This window comes from Nitrincola tapanii (genome assembly GCF_008368715.1).
GTDB lineage: Bacteria > Pseudomonadota > Gammaproteobacteria > Pseudomonadales > Balneatricaceae > Nitrincola > Nitrincola tapanii.
Window position 1 is genome coordinate 136644 of record NZ_SMRS01000003.1, and the last position, 22557, is coordinate 159200.

Annotated in this window: 23 protein-coding genes and 4 tRNA genes; 20 read left to right on the forward strand and 7 right to left on the reverse strand. The window is 48.2% G+C overall.

Going from position 1 to position 22557, the window contains the following annotated elements; translation table 11 throughout:
• The first annotated feature begins 110 nt into the window (after window positions 1–110).
• The 11 genes from E1H14_RS05005 (at window position 111) to E1H14_RS05055 (ending at window position 9440) form a co-directional block, all read left to right on the forward strand.
• Complete coding sequence (locus E1H14_RS05005; protein WP_149390360.1) at window positions 111–719, forward strand: PepSY-associated TM helix domain-containing protein; 609 nt, start codon at window positions 111–113, stop codon at window positions 717–719.
• The gene (locus E1H14_RS05010; protein WP_200834039.1) at window positions 716–1225 is read left to right on the forward strand and encodes a DUF2271 domain-containing protein; all 510 of its coding nucleotides are present in this window, start codon (window positions 716–718) and stop codon (window positions 1223–1225) included. Before E1H14_RS05005 ends, E1H14_RS05010 begins: the two co-directional genes overlap by 4 nt.
• A gap of 2 nt (window positions 1226–1227) precedes the next feature.
• Window positions 1228–2049: a DUF4198 domain-containing protein gene (locus E1H14_RS05015; protein WP_149390361.1), complete on the forward strand. Its 822-nt coding sequence runs from the start codon at window positions 1228–1230 to the stop codon at window positions 2047–2049.
• On the forward strand, window positions 2046–2387 hold the full coding sequence (locus tag E1H14_RS05020; protein ID WP_149390362.1) for a hypothetical protein: 342 nt from the start codon (window positions 2046–2048) through the stop codon (window positions 2385–2387). The genes E1H14_RS05015 and E1H14_RS05020 overlap by 4 nt, the downstream gene beginning before the upstream one ends.
• A complete protein-coding gene (locus E1H14_RS05025) occupies window positions 2350–2856 on the forward strand; it encodes a DUF6162 family protein (RefSeq protein WP_149390363.1) in 507 nt (168 codons plus the stop codon). The genes E1H14_RS05020 and E1H14_RS05025 overlap by 38 nt, the downstream gene beginning before the upstream one ends.
• Before the next feature lie 36 nt (window positions 2857–2892).
• Window positions 2893–3741 (forward strand): metal ABC transporter solute-binding protein, Zn/Mn family, encoded by an 849-nt coding sequence (locus E1H14_RS05030; RefSeq protein WP_407670237.1) that lies wholly within the window; start codon window positions 2893–2895, stop codon window positions 3739–3741.
• Entirely contained in the window at window positions 3741–4451 is a 711-nt protein-coding gene (locus E1H14_RS05035; RefSeq protein ID WP_149390365.1) for a metal ABC transporter ATP-binding protein, read from the forward strand. Before E1H14_RS05030 ends, E1H14_RS05035 begins: the two co-directional genes overlap by 1 nt.
• A gap of 3 nt (window positions 4452–4454) precedes the next feature.
• A complete protein-coding gene (locus E1H14_RS05040; protein ID WP_149390366.1) occupies window positions 4455–5333 on the forward strand; it encodes a metal ABC transporter permease in 879 nt (292 codons plus the stop codon).
• The gene (locus E1H14_RS05045) at window positions 5330–6112 is read left to right on the forward strand and encodes a hypothetical protein (protein WP_149390367.1); all 783 of its coding nucleotides are present in this window, start codon (window positions 5330–5332) and stop codon (window positions 6110–6112) included. The genes E1H14_RS05040 and E1H14_RS05045 overlap by 4 nt, the downstream gene beginning before the upstream one ends.
• 194 nt (window positions 6113–6306) lie before the next feature.
• Window positions 6307–7485: an efflux RND transporter periplasmic adaptor subunit gene (locus tag E1H14_RS05050; protein WP_149390368.1), complete on the forward strand. Its 1179-nt coding sequence runs from the start codon at window positions 6307–6309 to the stop codon at window positions 7483–7485.
• Window positions 7486–7490: 5 nt separating this feature from the next.
• Complete coding sequence (locus E1H14_RS05055) at window positions 7491–9440, forward strand: MacB family efflux pump subunit (protein WP_149390369.1); 1950 nt, start codon at window positions 7491–7493, stop codon at window positions 9438–9440.
• 2 nt (window positions 9441–9442) lie between these two features.
• Here E1H14_RS05055 and E1H14_RS13095 read toward each other — a convergent pair whose 3' ends face one another.
• The 5 genes from E1H14_RS13095 to folD form a co-directional block, all read right to left on the reverse strand.
• Window positions 9443–10288, reverse strand: a complete 846-nt coding sequence (locus tag E1H14_RS13095; RefSeq protein ID WP_160142025.1) for an energy transducer TonB — start codon at window positions 10286–10288, stop codon at window positions 9443–9445.
• Between the two features lie 55 nt (window positions 10289–10343).
• Window positions 10344–10772, reverse strand: coding sequence for an ExbD/TolR family protein (locus E1H14_RS05065; RefSeq protein WP_149390370.1), 429 nt, complete (start codon window positions 10770–10772; stop codon window positions 10344–10346).
• A gap of 16 nt (window positions 10773–10788) precedes the next feature.
• Entirely contained in the window at window positions 10789–11184 is a 396-nt protein-coding gene (locus tag E1H14_RS05070) for an ExbD/TolR family protein (protein WP_149390371.1), read from the reverse strand.
• Entirely contained in the window at window positions 11174–12055 is an 882-nt protein-coding gene (locus tag E1H14_RS05075; protein WP_235017389.1) for a MotA/TolQ/ExbB proton channel family protein, read from the reverse strand. The genes E1H14_RS05070 and E1H14_RS05075 overlap by 11 nt, the downstream gene beginning before the upstream one ends.
• Window positions 12056–12257: 202 nt before the next feature.
• Window positions 12258–13112 (reverse strand): bifunctional methylenetetrahydrofolate dehydrogenase/methenyltetrahydrofolate cyclohydrolase FolD, encoded by an 855-nt coding sequence (gene folD, locus E1H14_RS05080; RefSeq protein WP_149390372.1) that lies wholly within the window; start codon window positions 13110–13112, stop codon window positions 12258–12260.
• A 241-nt stretch (window positions 13113–13353) separates the two neighbouring features.
• Between folD and E1H14_RS05085 the strand changes: the two genes are divergently transcribed.
• The 6 genes from E1H14_RS05085 to E1H14_RS05110 all read left to right on the forward strand — a co-directional run bounded on the left by E1H14_RS05085 (window position 13354) and on the right by E1H14_RS05110 (window position 15933).
• Window positions 13354–13430, forward strand: a tRNA-Arg gene (locus tag E1H14_RS05085).
• Between the two features lie 37 nt (window positions 13431–13467).
• Window positions 13468–13543 (forward strand) — tRNA-His (locus tag E1H14_RS05090).
• Window positions 13544–13555: 12 nt separating this feature from the next.
• Window positions 13556–13640 (forward strand) — tRNA-Leu (locus tag E1H14_RS05095).
• Between the two features lie 16 nt (window positions 13641–13656).
• Window positions 13657–13732, forward strand: a tRNA-His gene (locus E1H14_RS05100).
• Window positions 13733–14017: 285 nt separating this feature from the next.
• Window positions 14018–15304 carry a sensor histidine kinase gene (locus tag E1H14_RS05105; protein ID WP_149390373.1) on the forward strand — a complete coding sequence of 429 codons (1287 nt, stop codon included), beginning with the start codon at window positions 14018–14020 and terminating at the stop codon, window positions 15302–15304.
• Window positions 15301–15933, forward strand: coding sequence for a response regulator transcription factor (locus tag E1H14_RS05110; RefSeq protein WP_149390374.1), 633 nt, complete (start codon window positions 15301–15303; stop codon window positions 15931–15933). The genes E1H14_RS05105 and E1H14_RS05110 overlap by 4 nt, the downstream gene beginning before the upstream one ends.
• Before the next feature lie 44 nt (window positions 15934–15977).
• Here the strand turns inward: E1H14_RS05110 and E1H14_RS05115 are convergent, their stop codons facing one another.
• Both E1H14_RS05115 and E1H14_RS05120 read right to left on the reverse strand, forming a co-directional pair.
• Complete coding sequence (locus E1H14_RS05115) at window positions 15978–16625, reverse strand: pentapeptide repeat-containing protein (protein WP_149390375.1); 648 nt, start codon at window positions 16623–16625, stop codon at window positions 15978–15980.
• A 97-nt stretch (window positions 16626–16722) separates the two neighbouring features.
• Window positions 16723–18585 carry a PQQ-dependent methanol/ethanol family dehydrogenase gene (locus tag E1H14_RS05120; RefSeq protein ID WP_149390376.1) on the reverse strand — a complete coding sequence of 621 codons (1863 nt, stop codon included), beginning with the start codon at window positions 18583–18585 and terminating at the stop codon, window positions 16723–16725.
• A gap of 510 nt (window positions 18586–19095) precedes the next feature.
• Here E1H14_RS05120 and tig point away from each other — a divergent pair.
• From tig to clpX, 3 genes are all read left to right on the forward strand, one after another.
• Entirely contained in the window at window positions 19096–20415 is a 1320-nt protein-coding gene (gene tig / locus E1H14_RS05125; protein WP_149390377.1) for a trigger factor, read from the forward strand.
• Window positions 20416–20537: 122 nt separating this feature from the next.
• Window positions 20538–21179 carry an ATP-dependent Clp endopeptidase proteolytic subunit ClpP gene (gene clpP / locus E1H14_RS05130; RefSeq protein WP_149390378.1) on the forward strand — a complete coding sequence of 214 codons (642 nt, stop codon included), beginning with the start codon at window positions 20538–20540 and terminating at the stop codon, window positions 21177–21179.
• A gap of 63 nt (window positions 21180–21242) precedes the next feature.
• Window positions 21243–22517, forward strand: a complete 1275-nt coding sequence (gene clpX, locus E1H14_RS05135) for an ATP-dependent Clp protease ATP-binding subunit ClpX (protein ID WP_149390379.1) — start codon at window positions 21243–21245, stop codon at window positions 22515–22517.
• The last annotated feature ends 40 nt before the right edge of the window (window positions 22518–22557 follow it).

Here is a 22557-nt window from a genome sequence, read left to right on the forward strand (position 1 = left end):
TTGGAATATATGCGTTGAATACGCGCAGCTTTACATTTATTTACAAAAATGATTTTGACAATCATTATCATTTATAAATAATATTATATAAACTTACTTTTTAACGTATCATGAAATATCTTTCAAAAACCCAGCGTTGGATGCGTCCTCTTCATATTTATACCTCAATGGGTATGTTATTTGTCATGCTGTTTTTTACCCTAACAGGACTGACATTAAATAATCGTCATTGGCTTCCAGAACCTGATCAACTTTACTCTATTGAATCTGAGTTGCCGCTCGTATGGAGCCAAACGCAGTTGTGGCAATCCGATCCTATGCTAGCGGCAAGTCAAGTATGGTTGTGGCTTAAGGATGAAAATAATATTTCCTCGGGTGAGATCAAGTTTGATTGGAATGAAGATGAAGGGATGTTAACAATCGATATCCGTCGTCCTGGAAGTTACAGTTTGATTGAGGTTATTCCTGAAGAATCTTATCTATTTATCGAAGAGCAATCTTTTGGTTGGTTGGCCATTTTAAATGATCTACATATGGGGCGTTATAGTGGAGAAATATGGAGTGTGTTTATAGATGTGGCGGCCATCATTATGCTTTTATTTACTTTAACAGGAATGTGGTTGGTTTTATTTCATCCTAAAAGACGGCCACGTACGCTAACATTGGCCGGTATGGGTGCAGCTATTATGTTTATTATATATTGGGGGATTCTATTATGAAGGCGAATTATTTTAAGGCTCTGTGTGCTTTATCTTTAGCATGTATGTTTCACACACCAGTTTTGCATGCACAATCGAAAACTGAGATAGAGGTAACTTTGCCTTCATTTACAGGCCCTATGGTTTATCGACCTTATGTTGCTATCTGGATTGAGAATGAGCAGGAAGAGGTCGTCAAAACACTTGAGGTTTGGCGTAAAGAGCCAGATTGGTTGAAAGATATGCGGCGGTGGTGGCGCAAAGCAGGGCGTTATGATCAAGGTGAGTTGGATGCTGTGACTGGAGCGACTAAACGTCCGGGTCAATATCGTTTGACCTGGGATGGTACGGATCAAAAGGGTCTTAAGGTTGCGCCTGGATACTATTGGGTAAATGTGGAAGCAGCGCGTGAGCATGGGAATAGAAGTTGGGTAAGAGAGCGTGTGGATACAACGTCTGCTCAACGATACTTAATTAAGCCTACTGAGGAGTTAGGTGAAATTCTTATTAAAACGGGAGGAAAGTAACAATGAAAAAAATCAAAATGTTGGCTTTGGCGTCGGGGCTTTCTTTAAGCTTGTTGGGTGTGCAAGTGAGCGCGCATCCTATGTGGATGTTACCGAGCGAGTTTAATGTATCAACAGAGGAAGGCCATTGGGTGACCGTTGATGCAACAGCTTCGCATGGTGTATTTGGTTTTGATAAAGCGATTCCTGTTGATCAGGTTGCGATTTTTCGTCCGGGTGGTGAACGCCAGCGTATGGGTTCTTATTTTAAAGGGCAAAGACGCAGTGTGTTTGATTTCGAATTGACTGAGCAGGGAACCTATAAGGTTGAGTTAGCGATGTCGCCACGTTATATGACGAGTTATAACATCGGAGGGCGTGATACTCAGCGTCGTGTGATGGGTAATAAGGTTGAAGTCGCTTCACAAATTCCTAAGGAAGCGCGTGAAATTCAAACGACCATGATGCAGAACATTGCTGCTTTTTATGTCACTCAAAAAGCACCGACACGTGAGGTTTTGGAGTTAAAAGGCCAGGGTTTTGAACTGGATGCTATTACACATCCAAGCGATTTGGTTGTGGGTGAAGAAGCCGAGCTACGTTTTCTCTTTAACGGTGCGCCGGTCGTAGGTTTGCACGCAGAATGGGTGCCAGGCGGTACGGCATTTCGCTCTTCACGTCTGCAACAAGATCTCACTACGGATAAGGATGGACGCATTCGCTTTACCCCTGAGCACTCAGGTCCGCATCTCTTAAGTATTAATATGCGTCAAGAAGGAGATGGTGTTTTAGCGGATCAAGTTGCCGTGAATTATCTACTCAGTGTCGAGGTGGCTCCACAATGAGTCGTCAGCACTCTTTAAGAGACTACTCAGGGTGCTGCTCAGGCATCTTATTAGGTGCGGTGTTATGTGTCTTTACCACGCAAGTTGCGTGGTCGCACTATCCCTACATAGATTGCGAAAAAGCAGTAGACGAGGTGATCTGCCAGGTAGGCTTTAGTGATGGCACGGATGCCGTCGGTGCGGAGGTTGTCATGTTTAGTTACGACGAAGAGCCTTTGGCACGTGCTACGGCAGATGACTTTTCAAGAGCGACCTTCACTTGGCAGGATCAACCTTTTTATATTCAGTTTGATGCCGGCCATGAAGATCCTGCTGAGTATGATTATGCCGAACTCTAATTCAGTTTTGCATAGCCTTCGTGAAGAGGTGATACCCAATGATGGACGTAGGGAAACCCTTTGGGTTGCCCTATCCATTCTCGGTATTCTTTTGCTCAGCGTTTTGGGGATTCATTGGCGTCAGGATCCCGGAGAGTCCGCTTCACTCATGCCTGTTTTGTCAACGTTCGATCAGCAACGTCTGACGGAGTTAAGTATTGCGCTTGAAGAACTGACTTTTATGATGCCAACGGATACCTATCCGTCCCTTGAAATGATTCAGGCGGCTGGCATCCCTCCCTTTGATCAGGGCTTGACGTGGCAAGAGTTAAGCCCTGGTTGCTACCACTTGAGTCCTACGAGCACGCATGCGGGATTTGTGTTGGCGCTTTGGCACAGACAAATTTGGCTGCATCTTCCAGTTTCTTATTCCCTTCACCCTGTTGGTCAGGATTGCCTGCCTCAGGATCATTGGATCAGCACCCGGTAAGTTATGAGAACTCTGATTTTTTTATGGATAATGGCTGTGCTACCCAACCTAGCCCAGGCAAAACGTTTAACCGTCGGGATCACTTTGCATCCTTATTACAGTTATGTTCAGCAAGTAGTGGGGGATAGTGCCGATATTTTGCCCTTGATCGAAAGTGGCTTTAATCCTCACAACTATGAATTGCAACCTGCTGATATCCAGCGCCTCATGCGTATGGATGCCATTGTGCTGAACGCTATAGGGCATGATGAGTTTGCTGTACAGGCTTTGCGTCAGTTGGAGTTGCCACATCTTGTACAGATTCACGCCAATGCTGATGTGCCTTTGCTCAACTATGGACAGGGCCAAACGAGTTTTAATCCGCATACTTTTGTCTCAATTGATGCGGCGATTCGTCAGATTTACACCATTGCTCGTGAATTGGGTCAATTGGTGCCTGAGCAAGCTTCTGTATTTCAGGCGAATGCTCTGAATTATGCGCGTGAACTCCGCGCGCTGAAACATCGTTACCGCTCTCAGCTTCAAGCCTTGGATCTCTCACAGGTCAGGATCGCTAGTACACATAATGCCTATGGTTATTTGCTGCAAGAGTTTGGAATCGGTATCGACACCGTTATTGAGCCTGCACATGGAGTAGAACCCAGTGCTAGTCAATTACAAGCCACTATTGACCGGATTAAGGCGGCAAAAATCCAAGTGCTGTTTACCGAACTGGATATGGATAATCGTTATATTCGTGTGATCGAGGAAGCAACCGGCGTTAAGCTGTATCATTTCTCGCACATGACACATGGTGAATATGATGCAGATTTAGTTATGCGAGATATGGAGCATAATTTAAAAACGCTCGTGCAAGCATTGCATTTGGCCGTGGGAGGCTCCTGATGTCGGTGAGTCTTGAGGTACAGAAGCTGCGCTTGGCATTAAATCGTGTCGAACTGATTGCGCCAATGGATGCCTGGTTTGCACCTGGACAGATGCATGTCTTGATGGGCCCTAATGGCGCAGGTAAATCCTCTTTACTAAAGTGCTTGTTAGGCTTGCTGCCTTTTCAAGGGAAGATATATCGCCACTGGCAAGCAGGGGCGCCTCGAACTACGGCCTACGTTCCTCAGCAGATTGCTTTTGAGGCGACTTTGCCGCTCACCATTCAAGAGTATTTGCTTATGCAGATGAGCTCACGTCCTTTTTTTCTGCGTCCATCTGCATCCATGCTCACCCTTGTTGAGCAGCTGCTCGAACGTGTGGGACTTGAAGGGAAAGCGCAACTACGTCTTGGGCAGCTATCTGGAGGGGAGCGGCAACGCTTGCTTTTTGCACAAGCTTTGCGACGTCCTTGTGCTCTTTGGTGTTTGGATGAGCCTATGACGGGTTTGGATGAGCTAGGACAGGCACATTTTACTCAGTTACTACAGGAGCTTAGAGACGCAGGTCATACACTCATCGTGATTCATCATGATCAGCAATGGATTCATACCTATGCCGATCAAGTTTGGGAGATCGCCGGTGGATTAGTCGGACATAGCGTGCTGCGTCCAGCACTCAAACCCTGTGTGCCTGAGCGCTTGAACGTTATGCAAAGAGTTGGAGGCTAGGGCATGGAGTGGATTCGCAGCTGGGTATTCTATGCCCACGAATTAGGTTATCTGCCTGATATGTTTCAATACGCCTTCCTGACGAATGCTTTGGTTTCGGCGCTATTAATTGGCCCTCTTTTAGGTGTGCTGGGCCCATTAGTCGTGGTGAAGCGGTTGGCATTTTTTTCTGAAGCAGTGGGGCATGGCGCTTTAACCGGTGTCGCCTTGGGAATCTTGCTTGGTGAGCCTGCGACAGAGCCTTTTGTGACTTTGTTTGCTTTCTGTGTGATTTTTGCTCTTTTGTTGCATTGGATCAAAAGTCGGACATCCGTGCCCTATGATGCGCTAGTCGGCGTGTTTTTATCCTTTGCTATTGCCTTAGGTGCCGCTTTGATTTTGTTTGTCGCCAAACGTGTCAATGTCCATATCTTGGAAAATGTACTTTTTGGTTCGATTTTAACGGTACGTGACTTAGATATCTGGGTATTGCTCGGCATTGCTGCAATTTTAACACTCCTGCTTGGATTCAAAGGAAATCGTGCAACCTTGTCTAGCTTGTCACCTGAGCTGGCAATGACACAAGGCATCGCGGTACGTCTCTATGACTATATTTTTGTCCTCATTATCGCGTTAGTGACGGTGGCTTCGGTCAAGGTTGTGGGTGCGATTTTGGTGGGGGCTTTATTGCTCATCCCCGCGACTGCCGCGCGTTTGATGAGTCGCAATGCCCGTGAGTTTGTGTTGTATTCTGTGCTGATCTCAACGTTAAGTTGTGTCTTCGGCATTCTTTTACCTATGGCTGGGGCTTTGCCCATTCCTTCGGGAGCTGCCATTGTCATGCTCGCTTCCGCTAGTTTTATTTTTGCTTTAGCGATTCGGCGCTGGAGAGCCATATTATGAAATTCTTAATGCAGCTCGGAACCTGCATCCTTCTTGTCAGTTTGGCGTTGAACCTGAAGGCGCAAACCTTAATAACCAACGTGCCTGTGGTGCAGTTAATTGCGGCTTCCTTGGTAGAGGGTACGCAGTTAAAAAGTCATTTTTTACCGCCCGATGCCTTGCCCATGAACCGCATTCCCAATTGGCAGAGTCGTATGGATCCCAGTCAGATACCAGAGGCCGAAGCGGTGCTGACGATCGAATCGATTCGCAGTGCTTGGTCTCTCTATCCCTGGGTGCGTCAACAACACTTGCGTAGTGTTCCAATTGATATTGCGCAAGAGTTGGCACCAGGGGGGGCGAGGGTAGTTTTGCAGCCGAATCTGCATGATGAGTATTTTTGGTTGGACTTTAATAACCTAGTGCTCATGCTCAACTTGGCAGCAAAGGATTTAAAGCGACTATGGCCAGACGAAACACAGATTGAGCGCAACCGTGCTCAACAGATTCGGCAAATTCAAGAGACCCAGTATGCTTTGGAGACACTGCTGTTCGAGGCGGGGGTCACGGGTGTGACTCTGGAAGATCCGCGTCTTATGCCCTTTGCGCATACGCTGGGTTTACCTCTGCTCAGTGATTCTTCACCTGGATCAATACACTTGACGACACGGTCCCCCGGAGAATCTGCAGGCTGGGTTTGGCAAATCAATCCTCTTCTCCGTGTTGAGGAGGCAGGGCTTCAGGGCTGGTTGACACACTTGCCCGAGCACTTAAAGCAGAGTTTGCCTCCTGTCCACTAGATCTGCTTTGGCCCCCTGAGCCTGAGCCGCGTTAAACAACCGAACCGCTGAATCTTTAAGTGCTCTTGTGCGACTTGGAGTTCATCGGTTTTTGAGTGATGTGCTTGTAAAGTCATGTAAAGTCTTGGGATTTTTATTGTTACTCAGAGGTCAGAGCCGGATAATCCGCTAAAGAATGTAGATTGGATAATCCGATGAAAAAAATCCTTATAGGTCTTTTCCTTATAGTCCTTGTCACGGCTGGCGTGTGGATCTACCGCTATTACGCCCCACAGAACTCGACACTTACACAGAATACCGTGAGTGTGATGCGAGGCGATCTGGAGCATCTAGTGACGGCAACGGGGAAGTTGCAACCAAGAGACTATGTCGAAGTAGGTGCGCAGGTGTCAGGGCAGCTTACACAGATTCATGTCGAAGTGGGGGATGAAGTTGAGCAGGATGATCTGCTCGCAGAAATAGATCCAACGGTCTATCTAGCGAGTGTGGATGCCAGTCGTGCGCAGTTGCGCAATCTACAAGCCCAGCTGGAGGATCGACAAGCCTCTTTGACCTTGGCGCAGTTGCAATATACGCGGCAGCAAAATCTGATCAAAACTCAAGTCACTTCACAAGAAGCTCTCCAAACGGCGGAAGCGAATTTGCGTTCTGCGCGTGCACAAATCCAAGCCCTCAAAGCCCAAATAGAACAGACGGAATCCTCATTGCGTGCCGATGAAGCCAAGTTGAATTATGCGCGCATTTTTGCCCCTATGACGGGAACCGTGGTCAGTATTCAAGCTCGCCAGGGACAAACGCTGAACGCGAACCAGCAAGCGCCGGTTATCCTGCAAATTGCCGACCTCTCTGTGATGACCGTACAGGCACAGGTTTCCGAGGCCGATGTGGGTTTATTAACACCGGGTATGTCGGCTTATTTCACGACCCTCGGTGATCCGCAAAAACGCTGGTATGGCGAGCTACGTCGCATCGAACCCACCCCCGTGATAGAGAGTAATGTCGTCTTATATAACGCTTTGTTTGATGTGCCGAATGAAGGCGGACGTTTATTACCTCAGATGACTGCTCAGGTTTTTTTCATCCGTGCCCAGGCCGAGGATGCCTTAATGTTGCCTTTATCAGCCGTGAGTTTTATCCCTGGATCTACTCATCCGCAAGGTCGTCCAGCACGTGTTCGTGTTTTAACAGAGCAGGGAGAAGAGGTGCGTGAAATTCTGACGGGTGTTTCGAATCGCGTGCAAATTCAAGTCAAAGAAGGCTTACAAGAAGGCGATAAGGTTCTGCTGTCGAATCCTGCGGGGTCGGCAAATCGTACAGCGGCTTCGGCCGGTGCACCGGGAGTGGGGCCGATGAGCGGTCCTAGAATGAGGTAAGCACAATGCAAGCAGAGGCGCTCACTCCAATCATTGAGTTGAAGCAGATCAGTCGTCGTTTTCGTAACGGCGATCAAGAGGTGGAGGTCTTAAAACAAGTCGATCTCACCATTATGCCAGGAGAGTTTGTAGCGATCGTGGGCGCTTCAGGTTCCGGTAAATCGACCCTGATGAATATTTTAGGCTGCTTAGATCAGCCGAGCTGTGGTGAGTATCTGTTTAACGGCCATCCGGTTTCGGGTTTAAATCCAGATGAGCTCGCGGCTTTGCGTCGTAGTGCTTTTGGTTTTGTATTTCAAAGCTACAATCTACTCGGTGGCGTCAGCGCTCAGGAAAATGTCGAAATTCCAGCGATTTATGCAGGTGTGCCGACACAAGTGCGTGGGCAGCGCTCTCAAGCTTTGCTGACGCGATTAGGCCTGGCAGATCGCTTGCGGCATCGCCCCAATCAGCTCTCTGGTGGGCAGCAACAACGTGTTTCTATTGCGCGTGCGTTGATGAATGGTGGTCAAATTATTCTAGCAGACGAGCCGACCGGAGCCTTGGATAGTCAAACCGGCAAAGAGGTGATGCAGCTGTTTGCTGAATTGGCGGCCGAAGGGCACACCTTAATTTTGATTACGCATGATGCCAAGGTGGCGGCACATGCCGATCGTATTATTGAAATTAGCGATGGCGAGATCCTCTCGGATCCAGGACCTTCCATGCGCCCATCGCGTTTACCGGGAACGGATATTCGACATGCCGATCATGTATACCCCGGCACGGCCTTCCGACATTTTATGGAAGCACTGAAAATGTCATTAACGGCTTTGCACACGAATTTGTTCCGCACAGCTCTAACCCTCTTGGGTATCGTGATCGGTGTTGCTTCCGTCATTACCATGTTGGCGATTGGTGATGGGGCACGTCAAGCAGTGGTTGAGCGTATCAGTTCTATGGGTTCCAACATGCTTTTGGTCAGACCCGGCGCGCCGAATCAGCGCGGTTGGGGGGCGACTTCGCTGACACTGGAGGACCTGGCTGCCGTGAATCAGTTGGAAGGAATCGCGGCCGCCATTCCTGAGCAGAGTGGTTCGATAACCCTGCGTGCTGGACAGCGGGATCATCAAACAGAAGCAACCGCGACCTCAGCTGATTTCCCTCAGGTACGTAACTGGCCTCTGGCCAGCGGAACTTTTTTTACGCCTGAAGATGAGCAAAGTTATGCCGCAGTGGCGGTGATCGGACAAACGGCAGCCAAAGCGCTCTTCCCAGATTCAGACCCCTTAGGGCAGTATGTCATGGTGAATAACATTATGTTCCAAGTGATTGGTGTCATGTCGCCGCGAGGGGCTTCACCTTTTGGACGGGATGAAGATGATGTGCTGATTGTTCCTTTTCAAACCGGCGCATTACGACTCTTCGGACAAACGCATTTGCGCAGTATGTCGATTTCAGTTCTTGAGTTGAAAGACATTGATCGTGTTCAAGAGGAGGTGCATCAACTGCTCCTCACTCGCCACGGACTTGAGGATTTTCAGATTCGTAACATGGCTTCTTTGATTGAGTCGGTGTCTGCAACACAAAATACGATGACGTTGTTGTTGGGTTCAATCGCCGCGATTTCGCTCTTAGTCGGCGGTATAGGGGTCATGAATATTATGCTGGTATCCGTGACTGAGCGCACACGTGAAATCGGTGTGCGAATGGCAACGGGAGCGCGTATGGGCCATATCATGCAACAATTTTTGACTGAGGCGGTATTGGTGTCGGCTCTCGGAGGATTGTTGGGTGTTGCTATTGGTCTGGCCGTGACAACTTTGGTTGGTAACCTAGGGACCCCTGTTTTAGTGACTTGGATGCCGGTCATCTTGGCCTTTAGTTGTGCTTTTCTGACCGGACTTATTTTCGGGTATTTACCGGCGCGTAAAGCGGCTAAGCTCGATCCAGTTGTTGCTTTGGCGACTGAGTGAGATTAACGCTCACTCAGATTAAAGGTGACAGGTAGAGTGATGACCAGCTGTGAGTCTTGAATGCTAGCTGGAAAAGCGGGTAAGGGCATGGCTCGGGTGAGCATCTCTAAAACTTCTTTATCGAGCATGGCATGGCCGCTGCTCTTTACAATTTGTGATTGTATCACTTGACCCTGTGCATTCAGGGTGAATTTAACTTCTGCTGTACCCTGACGCTGTTGACGTCTCGCGGCCATTGGGTAGCGCTTATGGCGCGCTAAATGTTGTTGCAGCTGAGCAAAATAATTGGCTTTTTCGGCAGGATTTCCTCCGCTGTCCTGGGCTGTTTGTGAAGCGGTATGCGCGGCACCGGCAGCGCCTTGACGCGAGCGAGCTGTGGGTTGAGAGGTGCTCTGCTGCGTTTCAGTATTAGAGGTTTGAGGGCTGGGTGTGGCTTGAGGCGGCGAGGCTTCAGGCTTAGGTCGTGGCTTGGGCTCAGGTTGAGTCGGCTCAGGCTTGGGTAAAGGCTTAGGCTCAGGCTTAGGGGTGGGTTTAGGTTCTGGCTTAGGTAAAGGCTCGGGCTGAGGGATCGGCTCAGGTAGCGGTTGAGGTGAGATCTCTTCTACAGCTTCTTGTAGCGATGCCTCTGCATGGGCGGGTGATTCATCCTGTGTTTCAGTGTGATCGGTGGATGCTGAGGGCGTGCCCGCTGACGCAAGACTAACCGTCACCCCAATAAAGCCGGCATCCAAAGCATCTGCGGACTGTATCGGCGCACTGGGCTTAAAAAATACGATCCAGGCTAGCGCTAAATGTAAGATTAGGGCGAGCAGCAAAGCGAGTATAAATTTTGGAGTGCTAAGTTTCATGCGAACAGGGTGCCTTAATTATAGAGCGACTTGCTGAAAGTAAAGAACGCCTTAGTTAAAGAGCGCCTTGGCGCGTCATAAGTTGAATGTCGCTGAGGGGGGTAGACCGCAAAGCCTGCAGGACGGGGCGTAATTGAGCGGTGGTGACCTGCTCATCAATTTTCAGAGAAAAGGTGATGCTAGGTGCATTGGCTTCATAAGGCAGTGGATCAAGTGCGTGAGTAACCATCTCTGCGAGTGCTTCCAGCTGAATCAATTGTCCTTGAAAAGCGAGCTCACCCTCTGAGTTCATCAGCAATTCAAGATCAGTCGTTTCCATTGGCCGCGGGCTCATCGCTTCTGGAGGGGTGACTTTAAATAGATCGGACGCCATGATTTGTCCGGCAAGCATAAAAAAGATCAGCATCAAAAAGACAACATTAATCAAAGGAATTAAATTGTCTTCGCTGTTGGAGCGTGAGGGCTTGGGAGACATAAACGCCATAGGTTCACTTCATCTCTCAGTCGGTATTGAGTGTTATCTGCGCAATGCCATGCTGTTTCAAAGCATCCATCAGATAAATGATCTGCTGAATGGCGTTGTCGTCATGGGGTTGCAGTATCACGTGTTGAATAGAGTCTTGCTGCAAGCGCTCGATCAGTGCTGGAAGTTGATCAAGGGTATAGGCTTGATCCTGAAATAAGGCCTCACCTGTGGCACTCGTGTTGAGTCGAACGACCTTATCTTCTTGCTGAATTGAAGAGGTCGAGGCTTGTGCCACGTTGAGTTCCATATTACGCCACTTAATAAAGCTAGACGTTAGCATGAAGAACAACAGCAAAATGAAAACCACATCGATAAGCGGTGTTAAGCTGATCAAGTTGCGACGTCTTGGACGCGATAAATTAAGCTGCATGAACGCTGCCATCTGTCGTTTGCCAAGTCTCTTGAGCCAGATTGTTTTCACCTGGGATTTGCAAGCAGTGACCCGTAAAAACGGACGTTAGAGTGACTTCCATAGCATGAGCGATACGTTCAGTTTTGCGCTCAAGAACACTGTGGGCTAAAACCACAGGAATCGCGACGATCAGACCTGCCGCCGTCGTTAGAAGCGCTTGCCAGATGCCTCCGGATAAAACACTTGGATCGACTTGGTTACCCGCCATTTCCATTTGTTGGAAAGCGAGAATCATACCCATCACGGTGCCTAAAAGTCCGAGTAGGGGGCTGAGGCCTCCAATCACCTCTAGTGGGCGTAGAAAACTGCGTAAACTTTCCATCTCAATACTGGCTAAGCGTCCTAGTTCTTCACGCAGATAGGGTTGATCTCCATGTGAACCTGAGCCCTTCATAGCAGCATGCAGTAAAACCGGAAGTGGTTGGCTTGAAGACTCTAAATGCTGCAGTGCTGCTTTTTTCTCACCGCAGTGCCAAAGCGCCAGCGCCTTGTTGACGCGCTGCTGGGCGCCGAGCGTCGCACGATTGAGCTGCCAGAATTTTAACAAGATGAGGGTTAAGGCGAAGACAGAAAATACGCATAGAATCCAGACCACGGGGCCGCCGACCTGAAGCAGGTCAATCATGCGTTCTGTCGGAGAAGATGAGGCGATACCTGCAGCCATTTCGGATACTATTTCTGGCTCAGTGAGAAGACCGCCATCGAGTGTGGGATTAGCTTGAGTGGATTCAAGGGTTGTGGTGTTTTCGAGAAGCGAATGAGTAGTCGTCTGAACTTGCGGCTCGTTTTGAAGAGTTGTTTGCTGAGATTCAGTGATCGAGTCAGTCATCGTCTTGCCTCGGGATTAAATAAATATTTTTTAAATGATAAATATTATCAATACTTTTATCAACCAGGAAATTTAGATAAATACAAACTCAGCCTAGAAAAGTTTGGTCTCTTCGACTAGGGGTCAAAAGTTGTAAAGACGGGCGACTAAAGCAGGTTGAAGGGGAGTCCCCGCTTCAGTTAAGAAGCGGGGTAAAGGTAAATTAGGCTTCTATGCGATCAGCAGCGGCCAAGGTATTTTCCATCAAGCAGGCAACCGTCATGGGTCCTACACCACCCGGGACGGGTGTAATCCAGCTGGCGCGTTCAGCGGCGGAGCTATATTCAATATCTCCTACGACCCGGCCATCTTCTAAACGATTGATGCCCACATCGATGACAACAGCGCCGGGTTTGATCCATTCTCCTTTAACCAAGCCGGGTTTGCCAACACCGACAACTAGAATGTCCGCACGTTTAACGTGTGCGGCAAGGTCTTGAGTAAAGCGATGTGTAGTCGTGGTGGTACAGCCTGCGAGCAGTAACTCTAATGTCATCGGACGACCGACGATATTCGATGCGCCGACAATCACGGCCTCAGCCCCTTTAAGTTCAATGCCGGTCGATTTCAGCAGAGTCATAATGCCTTTAGGGGTGCAGGGACGCAGCATCGGCATGCGTTGAGCGAGGCGCCCAAGATTAAAGGCATGAAAACCATCCACATCTTTATCAGGGCGGATGCGTTCAATAATTTGAGTGGTATCTAAATGAGCGGGCAGGGGGAGTTGTACTAAAATGCCGTCGACTTCTGGGTTTTGATTTAAGCGATCAATCAGGGCAAGCAGTTCGTCTTGGGTGGCGTCTTTACCAAGATTGTAGTCAAGGGAGGTAATGCCTACGTCTTGGCAAGCTTGTTTTTTGTTGCGGACATAAATGTGGGAAGCAGGATCTTCACCGACCAGGACAACCGCCAAGCAGGGCGCAGTCTTGCCCTCTTGTAGACGTTGTGAAACGGAAGCCTTGACAGCTTCGCGCACCTGTAAGGCAATCTGTTTGCCATCAATAATTTGAGCGCTCATGTGTGCAGAATTTTCCCGGAGATCATTTGTAGAATATCGCTATTTTCGCACACTTACTCCTGCCCATAAATAGACCTTAGGTGCTCCTTCGTGCCTGCTGGGTTTGAAGGACGGACGTCAGGCGGTTGTTTTCGAACAAAAATATTGAGGAAAGGGCTTGACGCTCGAAAGTCTCTCCCTTAGGATACGCACCACTTCAGACGGCCGGTACAGGTCTGATGCCTGAAGCAACCAGCGCTAGGCGCTCGTAGCTCAATCGGATAGAGCAACGGCCTTCTAAGCCGTAGGTTGCAGGTTCGATTCCTGCCGGGCGCGCCATCTTGGCAAGTTGTTTGAAGTGAATAAGAGTGCTATGGTGGGCGTAGCTCAGTTGGCAGAGCTCCGGATTGTGATTCCGGCGGTCGTGGGTTCAAGCCCCATCGTCCACCCCAAACTCTGATTCTGCGGAAGTGGTGAAATTGGTATACACGCCGGATTTAGGTTCCGGTGCCGCAAGGCGTGAGAGTTCGAGTCTCTCCTTCCGCACCAATTTGAAAATGCTATGGTGGGCGTAGCTCAGTTGGCAGAGCTCCGGATTGTGATTCCGGCGGTCGTGGGTTCAAGCCCCATCGTCCACCCCATTTTCATATGAAAATATAATATTTTCCTTAACCTCCTTAATACATTCCTCGTTCTATATAAATAGCGTTTATAAAGTCTATATTGCTTTCTGATATTTTCTTTGATCAGATTCTCTGTCTTCCTCTCCTATTTTTTTATCACTCTCATACCATGTACCAATCACATTTTTGGTCGCGCCTTGGTGCAAAAGTAGTATTTTTTTTGTGCTGAAGTATTAAATTTATTTGCTTGCAAGCACTTTAAGATTTAAATCTGGATAATTTTCTCGATTTAGAGGCAAGTGAATGAGCTCTATACTTCGCCAGATGGCCCTTGTCCAAAGTGTATTTTTGCTTTTTTTTCTACTGAGTGCTTGGGTGCTGGTACAGCAGGGCCGATCAGATACTGCTCGTGAGGTCGATTCGGGACGCGTTGTGGCTGAGTGGTTGGTAGACTTGTCAGAGCAAGGTGTGTATGAGTTAGAAAGCTTACTAAGTGCCCCTATTCGCCATTTGCATCGAGAAATTATCGATGAGGGCGCTCTCGCTGGTTTCCCAAGTAATCAGGAGGTGCCTGCGTGGTTTGAGCGAGTTATGCTGAAGCAGCATGAAGATGCGGAGGGTTTTAAGCTTGCATTGGGGGATGGGCGCTATCTGGTTTTAACACCTGATCCTAGTGATGAGGTGGAAGAGGTTTGGGAGTCTTTGTTGCTGCTGTTTTGGGTAACTGTTCTTGCGGCGTTGATTGCAAGTGCTGCTCTGTACTGGGGAAGGCTCCAAGGCGTGCGTCCGTTACAACAACTGGTCAACTGGATTGAAACCGGTGATGTTAAAAAAGTTAAGGTAGCCGCAACACAGCTCCCGAGTTTTCCTGAGGCTCAGCGTTTAGTTGGGCACTTTCATCAAATGAGCAATGATCTGCAGCTTGAGCAGGCTGATAATCAGCGCTTAACTCAGGAACTGATGGTTCTGCAAGAGAAGGAGCGAGCCTACCTTGCGCGAGAATTGCACGATGATCTTGGCCAATATCTTACTGGAATTAAAGCTCAAGCTTATCTGATTACGCAGATTGCAGGTTGCTCAGAAAAGATTGAGAAAACTGCACAGCAGATTATTCAAGATTGTGAGGCAATGCAGCAGGGTTTTTTACGGTTAGTGAGAAGTTTGCATCCTGTGCTTCTCGAAAGTTTAGGCCTTCCGCAAGCTTTGAGGGGGTTGGTGCAGCAATGGCAAAGAACGAGTCGCATTGAGTGTGCTTTGCAACTACCAGAAAGCTGGCCGGCACTAGAGGTTGAGACCGCTACCCATCTTTATCGACTGGTGCAGGAGGCGCTGAATAATATTGCTCGTCACGCCAAAGCGACGCACGTCGAAATAGAAATAAATATTGTTAATAATACGCTAGAAATCAAAGTTAAAGATAATGGTCAGGGAATGCAGCAGGATGTTCGTTATGGAGTGGGGCTGCGTTCTATGCATGAGCGTGCACGCTGCTTAAAGGCGCAGCTCAGATTGCTGACAGTGAAGGGAAAAGGTTTAAGTATAGAGCTGCAGGTGCCATTGGCGGAAAATTTAAGCGGGGTGTCTGGATGAAAATACTGCTAACTGATGATCATGCTGTTGTGCGACAAGGCTATGCAAGCCTGTTATCCGCGATGCTTGAACCTTGTCAAATTTTTGAGGCAGGTGATGCGCAAATGTGTTTTGCGCTTTGGTCACGTGAGCGCCCTGATCTTATTGTGTTGGATATCAATTTACCAGATATCAGTGGTATTGAGGCCGCACGTCGTATTCTTGAGCGGGATGCTCAGGCACGAATTTTATTTTTTAGTATGTATGATGAGCTTCCGATGGTGCAGCAGGCATTAGATGTGGGTGCTTTAGGATACATTACTAAAGCCAGTTCTCCAGAGATTTTGCTTGAAGCGGTACGTCGTGTATTGGCCGGTAAGCCTTATGTTGAGCATGATCTGGCAACAGGCTTGGTTTTGCAAAGAAATATGCCGGCAGGATTAAGTGAGATGACGGCTCGAGAGTTTGAGATCTTTGTGATGTTAGCTCGAGGCATGTCGACAAAAACGATTGCTGAGCATCTGTGTGTCAGTATGAAAACTGTTTCTAATCATACCACGATCTTGAAAAGCAAACTACAAATCCACACGAGTGCGCAGCTAGTACATCTGGCGATTCGTTTTGGTGTGTTGAAAATTAGTGAGCTATAAAGGTGATAAAAGCCGAAGGCATTCAAGCATTCGGCTGAGTTTTGTTAGTCAACGGGGTGTTTGGGTACGCTCCAGTCTACTGGGCACTCAATACATTCTTCCATAAAGGTGTCCACAAAGGTTGCAAAACGTATGCGTGCTCCGGTCATATTGGCTTGATGTAAGTTGGCATGATTGAGTTTGGCTTCTTGTAAATTTGTGTCGCTTAAGTTTGCACCAACCAGTTGAGTTTTATTCATCCAAGCCATTTCAAAATCTGCCGCATGTAAGTTTGCAGCATTTAGTTTAGCTTGTGTTAAGCGCGCAAAAGTAAGGTTGGCGCCAGAAAGGTCAGTTTCAAAAAAAGAAGCGCCTTGGCCGAAAAGAGCCCATCCTGCAATCGCTTGCATTTGCGCATGATCGAGTTTTGCGCCTCTTAAGTTCGCCTTTTCGAGGTTGGCGCGTGTTAAAAGCGCATAACTTAAGTCGGCATTCTGCAGATTAGCACCCCGAAGATCAGCATGGCGTAAATCTGCATGGCGTAGATTAGCACCACTGAGATCGATACCTTTGAGTTCAGCATTTCTGAGATTCTTGGCTTCTAGTTGTGCATTGGCGCATTGGCCGTTACTTTCCAGCAGGCATTCTGCACTTAAGGGCAAAGAAGCAAGTAAGCAACTACTAAGTAAAAGTCGTGTGAGATTCAGTTGCATTAGCGTGGCTCCTGGTTAAAGCGAGTTTTTAAGAAAAAAGAGCCTGCGAAAACAGGCTCAAGGCATGGTAAATAATCGAAGCTTGGTGTGGTTGGCTTTAGTTCTTAGCCCACTGAGGTAATTTGAAGGCCCAGAAAGATCCTCCCTGAGGAACCGGTTTGGTCAGGTTTGCCATATCGCCACCCCAGAGAGGAACGGCACCGCCATAGCCGGAAACAACGCCTACATATTGCTCACCTTCTTGCTCCCAGGTGATCGGGCTAGAGATAATCCCAGAGCCTGTTTGGAACTTCCAAAGCTCTTGACCTGTTTTAGCGTGAAAGGCTTTAAAGTAGCCATCGCTGGTTCCTGTAAAGATAAGGTCTCCATGTGTGGCTAAGACGCCTGCCCAAAGTGGTAGGGGTTCTTTGTGTTCCCATTCAATTTTTCCGGTGATGGGATTCATTGCACGTAAAATGCCTACGTGATCGTCATACATGCGCTTGATGCGGAAGCCTTGTCCTAGATAAGCAGAGCCTTTTTTGTAGGTGACTTCTTCTGTCCAATAATCCTCTTTCCAGTGGTTCCCAGGCACATAGAACCAGCCGGTGTCTTGGCTGTAGGCCATTGGATTCCAATTCTTACCACCTAAAAAAGGAGGTGAGACTTCTATCACAGCGCCGCGCTCTTCACCTGGCAGGGGCGCTGGTGGGCGCTGGCCTTCAACTTCTACAGGACGACCTGTTTGGGGGTCTATATGTGTGGCCCAGGTAATATTGTCTACAAAAGGAAAGGCACGAATAAACTTACCATCTTCACGATTCACAATGTAAAAGAAGCCATTACGATCTGCATGGGCGGTGGCTTTAATAGTTTTTCCTTGATCCTTATACTCAAATAAGACTAATTCGTTATTTCCTGAGAAATCCCAAGCATCGTTCGGTGTATGTTGATAAAACCATTTCACTTCTCCAGTCGTGGGATCGACTCCTACTTGGCCTGAAGTATATAGGTTGTCATAGTCCAGCGGATTGCCTCCCTCAGAAGTGCGTTTCCAGGTATTCCAAGGAGCAGGGTTGCCAGCACCGATGATGATGGTGTTGGTTTCAATATCAAAGCTAGCGCTTTGCCAGGGTGCGCCGCCACCGTGGCTCCAGGCTTCTACTTTTCCGGTTTCGGTATTAGGATCGTCCGGCCAAGATGGCGCGCGTGGATCCCCTGTGGGAGTGCTTTCTTTACCATGCAAGCGTCCCATATGCCCTTCTACAAAAGGTCGCATCCAGATCTCTTCACCTGTATCCGGGTCTAAAGCAAAGAGCTTTCCAACAACGCCAAATTCATCACCGGAAGAACCATGAATTAATAATACCTTGCCGGTTTTCTGATCTTTGACAAGAGTGGGTGCTCCAGTCATGGTGTAGCCAGCAGAGTGATCGCCAAACTTTTTACGCCACACGACCTTGCCGGTATTTTTATCGAGAGCCACCATGGCTGCGTCAAGGGTGCCAAAAAATACCTTGTCGCCAAAGATCGCTGCGCCGCGATTGACAACATCACAACAGGGCCGAATGTCATCCGGCAAGCGTGCAGCATAAGACCAAATTTGTTTGCCTGTTTTTGCATCCACTGCAAACATTCGTGAATAAGAACCGGTCACGTAGATGACCCCGTCATGGACGAGGGCTTGTGATTCTTGGCCGCGTTGTTTTTCATCACCAAAAGAAAAAGACCACGCGGGTGTTAATCTTTCTACATTGCTGACATTAATCTGGTTCAAAGGGCTAAAGCGCTGAGCTTTAGGTCCCATGCCGTAGCCCAGGACATTATGAGTTGTTTCTTGATCCTTGGCGATGTCATCCCAAGTGACGAGGCTGGCCGCCTGTATCGAAATACTGGTAATGCCTAAAGCTGAGGCGAAAAGAGCTGCTTTCAAGTGGCAGGTTAAGCGGTTACGACGAGGCGTTATTTTTTTAGTGTCCATCGGCATTTTACCTTATATGTCAGGAGTTCGGTATTCGCGAAGAAAGTTGAGGTGTCTTAGATCCTCTAACTCTGAGCGCTATTATCAAAAACTGAATAAGGTGCGGCGATGGATATCTGCCCGCGATCGAGCCTGAAAAAGACTGACAGAGATTGGGAATTTTGCCGGGAGCTCGGGAAAAAGTCCTGAATAATCATGTGTTTGTGATTATTTTTTACAGCTTAAGTAGCGTGATTGTCAATCTTTAGTTCTACTTTATCTGAAATAGGCACTTTAAGAGTTCGTTAAAAGTTGGATGATCGATGAAGTCGATAGCTTAGAGGTGCTGGGGTAGGTAATCTGCTTGACTATTGCGCTCAGTTCACGGAGAATTTTTGCCTTTAAAAAATTAAGGTTTGTCACTTGGTCGTTAAGCGTTGAGTTTACTCAACCGGCATATTTGGGGTTGAAACCGGTATGTCAGGACAAGCAAACCATCAAATCATGCTGCAATGTACTGTGAGGATTTCCATGCAAGTTTCTGTTGAAACGACTTCAGGTCTCGGACGCCAGATCACCGTGACGGTTCCGGCTGCGCGTATCGATCAGGATGTGAACAAACAGCTTCAGCAGCAGGCGCGTACACGCCGTATGGATGGTTTCCGTCCGGGCAAGGTCCCTGTGTCTGTTGTTAAGCGTATGTACGGTAAAGCGATTCGCCAGGATGTGTTGGGGCAGGTTGTCCAGGAAACTTTCTACCAGGCAGTGACCCAAGAGAAATTAGCGCCTGCTGGTTTCCCTAACATCGAATTCCGTAAGGATAATGAAGGCGAAGATCTGGAATACGTTGCTTCCTTTGAAGTCTACCCAGAAATCACACTGGCGGATTACAGTCAGGTTGAAATCACTAAACAAGCGGCTGATATTCAAGAGGCTGATGTCGATCAGATGATCGATACACTGCGTAAACAGCAGGCGAGCTGGAGTGAAGTGGATCGCGCGGCGGCAGACGGCGATCGTGTGCGTATTGACTTTGAAGGCTTTATTGATGGCGAAGCCTTTGATGGTGGCCGTGCTGAAGGTATGGATTTAGTGCTGGGTTCAAACAGCATGATTCCAGGTTTCGAAGCGGGCCTGATCGGTGCGGCGGCGGGTGCTGAAGTGGAAGTGAATGTGACTTTCCCTGAAGATTACCATGCTGAAAATCTGAAAGGTAAGCCCGCACAGTTTAAAGTCACGGTAAAAACTGTTTCTGCTCAAGAGCTGCCAGAGCTGAATGAAGCTTTCTTTGCGCGTTTTGGCATTGAAGAAACGACAGTGGAAGGTTTCCGTGCTGAAGTGCGTAAAAACATGGCACGTGAACTGAAACAGGCGCTGAAGAGTAAAACCAAAGAGCAGGTCTTCAGTAAGCTGATTGAAGTTAATGCGATTGAAGTGCCGGCTGCACTGATCGATAACGAAATCGATGCGATGCGCCGTCAGGCTGTTCAGCAGTTCGGTGGCCCAGACTCTAAAATCGATCCACAGTCTTTGCCAAAAGAGATGTTTGCTGACCAAGCTAAGCGCCGTGTCACCATCGGTCTGTTGGTACAAGAGCTGATCAAGGCGAATGATATTCAGCCAAACGATGATCAGGTGCGTGCGACGGTTGAAGAGATGGCAGAAACTTACGAAAACCCACAAGAAGTCATTGACTGGTATATGGGTAATCAAGAAATTCTGAACCAGATCAAAGCGTTAGTGCTTGAAGATCAGGTTGTAGATCACCTTTTGGCAGCGGCTAAAGTGACGGAAGCTCAGGTGAGCTATGAAGATGCAATCAAGCCTGCTCCGCGAGCTGCCGCTGAGTAAAAACAGCGTATCTCTCTGGTCTCGAACCTGAGGTTGGGTTATTTTGTAAAGCGACAGTTGGCCAAACCAACTGTCGTTTTTTCGCTTTCAGGCTATAGAGCCAAGGTTTAGGAGTAACTTGCATGTCGGATATCTACACAGGGCGTTCTCATGACATCCTCAATGCCGGTGGTCTAGTCCCCATGGTGGTTGAGCAGAGCTCTCGTGGTGAGCGTGCCTATGATATCTACTCCCGTCTCTTGAAAGAGCGCGTCATCTTTCTCGTTGGGCAGGTGGAAGATCATATGGCGAACCTGATTGTCGCCCAGTTGTTATTTTTGGAAGCTGAAAATCCAGAGAAAGATATCCATCTTTACATTAACTCGCCGGGCGGTTCAGTCAGTGCCGGTATGGCGATCTTTGATACTATGAACTTTATCCAGCCCGATGTGAGTACGATGTGTACCGGTCAGGCAGCGAGCATGGGTGCTTTCCTCCTGGCGGCAGGTGCTAAAGGTAAGCGTTATGCCTTGCCGAATGCCCGTGTCATGATTCATCAGCCATTGGGTGGCTATCAAGGCCAGGCCAGTGATATTGAAATACATACACGTGAGATTCTCTATATCCGCGAGCGTTTGAATCAGCATTTAGCGGATTTTACCGGGCAGGATATCGAAACGATTGCGCGTGATACCGAGCGTGATAACTTCATGCGCCCTGAAACCGCTCGGGATTATGGCTTGATTGATCAGGTGTTGGAAAAGCGTGGTATGCCTCCGCGTTGATTAAGCGGATGTTTAAAGTGGCAGCCTTGGGCTGCCTAAAGCTAGCGAATTAGAGGTAACACCATGTCGGATGGTACCAATGGCAAAGGTGATCACAGCAAACTTTTTTGCTCCTTCTGTGGAAAGAGCCAAGATGAAGTGCGTAAGCTGATTGCCGGCCCTTCTGTTTTTATCTGCGATGAGTGTGTAGATCTGTGCAACGACATCATCCGTGAAGAGATTCAGGATGTGGCGGAGGGTGAGGTCAGTGATAAGTTGCCCTTACCGGCTGAGATCAAAAAAGCACTGGATGAGTATGTGATCGGTCAAGAGCGTGCCAAAAAGGTTTTGGCTGTTGCCGTTTACAATCACTACAAACGCCTGCGCTTAAAAGATAAGAAATCAGAGGTTGAGCTAAGCAAGAGCAATATTCTTCTGATTGGCCCGACGGGAAGTGGTAAAACGCTTCTGGCACAAACACTGGCACGCTTGTTAAACGTTCCTTTCACAATAGCCGATGCCACAACGCTGACAGAGGCGGGTTATGTGGGGGAAGATGTTGAAAACATCATCCAGAAGTTGCTGCAGAAGTGCGACTATGATGTTGAAAAGGCTCAAATAGGGATCGTCTATATCGATGAGATTGATAAGATCTCACGTAAATCTGACAATCCCTCCATCACGCGTGATGTGTCCGGTGAAGGCGTTCAGCAAGCGCTGCTTAAACTGATTGAGGGTACGGTGGCTTCAGTGCCTCCGCAGGGTGGTCGTAAACATCCTCAGCAAGAGTTTTTGCAGGTGGATACTTCCAATATTCTGTTTATTTGTGGTGGTGCTTTCTCCGGTTTGGAGAAGATCATCCGTGATCGTAGCGAGAAAAGCTCGATCGGCTTCAATGCCATTGTGAAAAATAAGGATGAAAGTCGCTTAAGTGAAGTCTTGCATGACGTTGAAGCGGAAGATTTGGTGAAGTTTGGCTTGATTCCAGAATTTGTTGGCCGTTTGCCGATGATTGCGACCTTGTCTGAGCTGGATGAGGCCGCTTTGATCGATATTCTGACCAAGCCGAAAAACAGTCTGACTAAGCAGTATGCTGCGCTTTTCGAAATGGAAGGTGCTGGTTTAGACTTCCGTGATGAAGCGTTGAAATCCGTTGCACACAAAGCACTCGAGCGCCGCACTGGAGCGCGTGGCTTGCGCTCTATCCTTGAAGCGACTTTGCTGGACATTATGTATCAGCTACCTTCCATGGAGAATGTATCCAAGGTGGTGATTGATGAGGGGGTGATCGAAGGTACGTCTGAGCCGATTCTGATTTATGAAAATCAGGAGCACGCTAAGGCCTCAGCGGATCACTAATCACGATCTTAGTTTGCATCGTAAAACGCCGCCGCAGATC

What these genes read in the sequence shown, in the direction of transcription:
- E1H14_RS05075 (WP_235017389.1), bottom strand. Translation starts at nt 12,055, where the DNA reads ATGACTGACTCGATCACTGAATCTCAGCAAACAACTCTTCAAAACGAG.
- E1H14_RS05020 (WP_149390362.1), top strand. Translation starts at nt 2,046, where the DNA reads ATGAGTCGTCAGCACTCTTTAAGAGACTACTCAGGGTGCTGCTCAGGC.
- E1H14_RS05025 (WP_149390363.1), top strand. Translation starts at nt 2,350, where the DNA reads ATGAAGATCCTGCTGAGTATGATTATGCCGAACTCTAATTCAGTTTTG.
- tig (WP_149390377.1), top strand. Translation starts at nt 19,096, where the DNA reads ATGCAAGTTTCTGTTGAAACGACTTCAGGTCTCGGACGCCAGATCACC.
- E1H14_RS05005 (WP_149390360.1), top strand. Translation starts at nt 111, where the DNA reads ATGAAATATCTTTCAAAAACCCAGCGTTGGATGCGTCCTCTTCATATT.
- clpX (WP_149390379.1), top strand. Translation starts at nt 21,243, where the DNA reads ATGTCGGATGGTACCAATGGCAAAGGTGATCACAGCAAACTTTTTTGC.
- E1H14_RS05045 (WP_149390367.1), top strand. Translation starts at nt 5,330, where the DNA reads ATGAAATTCTTAATGCAGCTCGGAACCTGCATCCTTCTTGTCAGTTTG.
- E1H14_RS05040 (WP_149390366.1), top strand. Translation starts at nt 4,455, where the DNA reads ATGGAGTGGATTCGCAGCTGGGTATTCTATGCCCACGAATTAGGTTAT.
- E1H14_RS05105 (WP_149390373.1), top strand. Translation starts at nt 14,018, where the DNA reads ATGAGCTCTATACTTCGCCAGATGGCCCTTGTCCAAAGTGTATTTTTG.
- E1H14_RS05010 (WP_200834039.1), top strand. Translation starts at nt 716, where the DNA reads ATGAAGGCGAATTATTTTAAGGCTCTGTGTGCTTTATCTTTAGCATGT.
- E1H14_RS05065 (WP_149390370.1), bottom strand. Translation starts at nt 10,772, where the DNA reads ATGGCGTTTATGTCTCCCAAGCCCTCACGCTCCAACAGCGAAGACAAT.
- E1H14_RS05055 (WP_149390369.1), top strand. Translation starts at nt 7,491, where the DNA reads ATGCAAGCAGAGGCGCTCACTCCAATCATTGAGTTGAAGCAGATCAGT.
- E1H14_RS05015 (WP_149390361.1), top strand. Translation starts at nt 1,228, where the DNA reads ATGAAAAAAATCAAAATGTTGGCTTTGGCGTCGGGGCTTTCTTTAAGC.
- E1H14_RS05115 (WP_149390375.1), bottom strand. Translation starts at nt 16,625, where the DNA reads ATGCAACTGAATCTCACACGACTTTTACTTAGTAGTTGCTTACTTGCT.
- E1H14_RS13095 (WP_160142025.1), bottom strand. Translation starts at nt 10,288, where the DNA reads ATGAAACTTAGCACTCCAAAATTTATACTCGCTTTGCTGCTCGCCCTA.
- E1H14_RS05120 (WP_149390376.1), bottom strand. Translation starts at nt 18,585, where the DNA reads ATGGACACTAAAAAAATAACGCCTCGTCGTAACCGCTTAACCTGCCAC.
- folD (WP_149390372.1), bottom strand. Translation starts at nt 13,112, where the DNA reads ATGAGCGCTCAAATTATTGATGGCAAACAGATTGCCTTACAGGTGCGC.
- E1H14_RS05110 (WP_149390374.1), top strand. Translation starts at nt 15,301, where the DNA reads ATGAAAATACTGCTAACTGATGATCATGCTGTTGTGCGACAAGGCTAT.
- E1H14_RS05035 (WP_149390365.1), top strand. Translation starts at nt 3,741, where the DNA reads ATGTCGGTGAGTCTTGAGGTACAGAAGCTGCGCTTGGCATTAAATCGT.
- E1H14_RS05070 (WP_149390371.1), bottom strand. Translation starts at nt 11,184, where the DNA reads ATGCAGCTTAATTTATCGCGTCCAAGACGTCGCAACTTGATCAGCTTA.
- E1H14_RS05050 (WP_149390368.1), top strand. Translation starts at nt 6,307, where the DNA reads ATGAAAAAAATCCTTATAGGTCTTTTCCTTATAGTCCTTGTCACGGCT.
- clpP (WP_149390378.1), top strand. Translation starts at nt 20,538, where the DNA reads ATGTCGGATATCTACACAGGGCGTTCTCATGACATCCTCAATGCCGGT.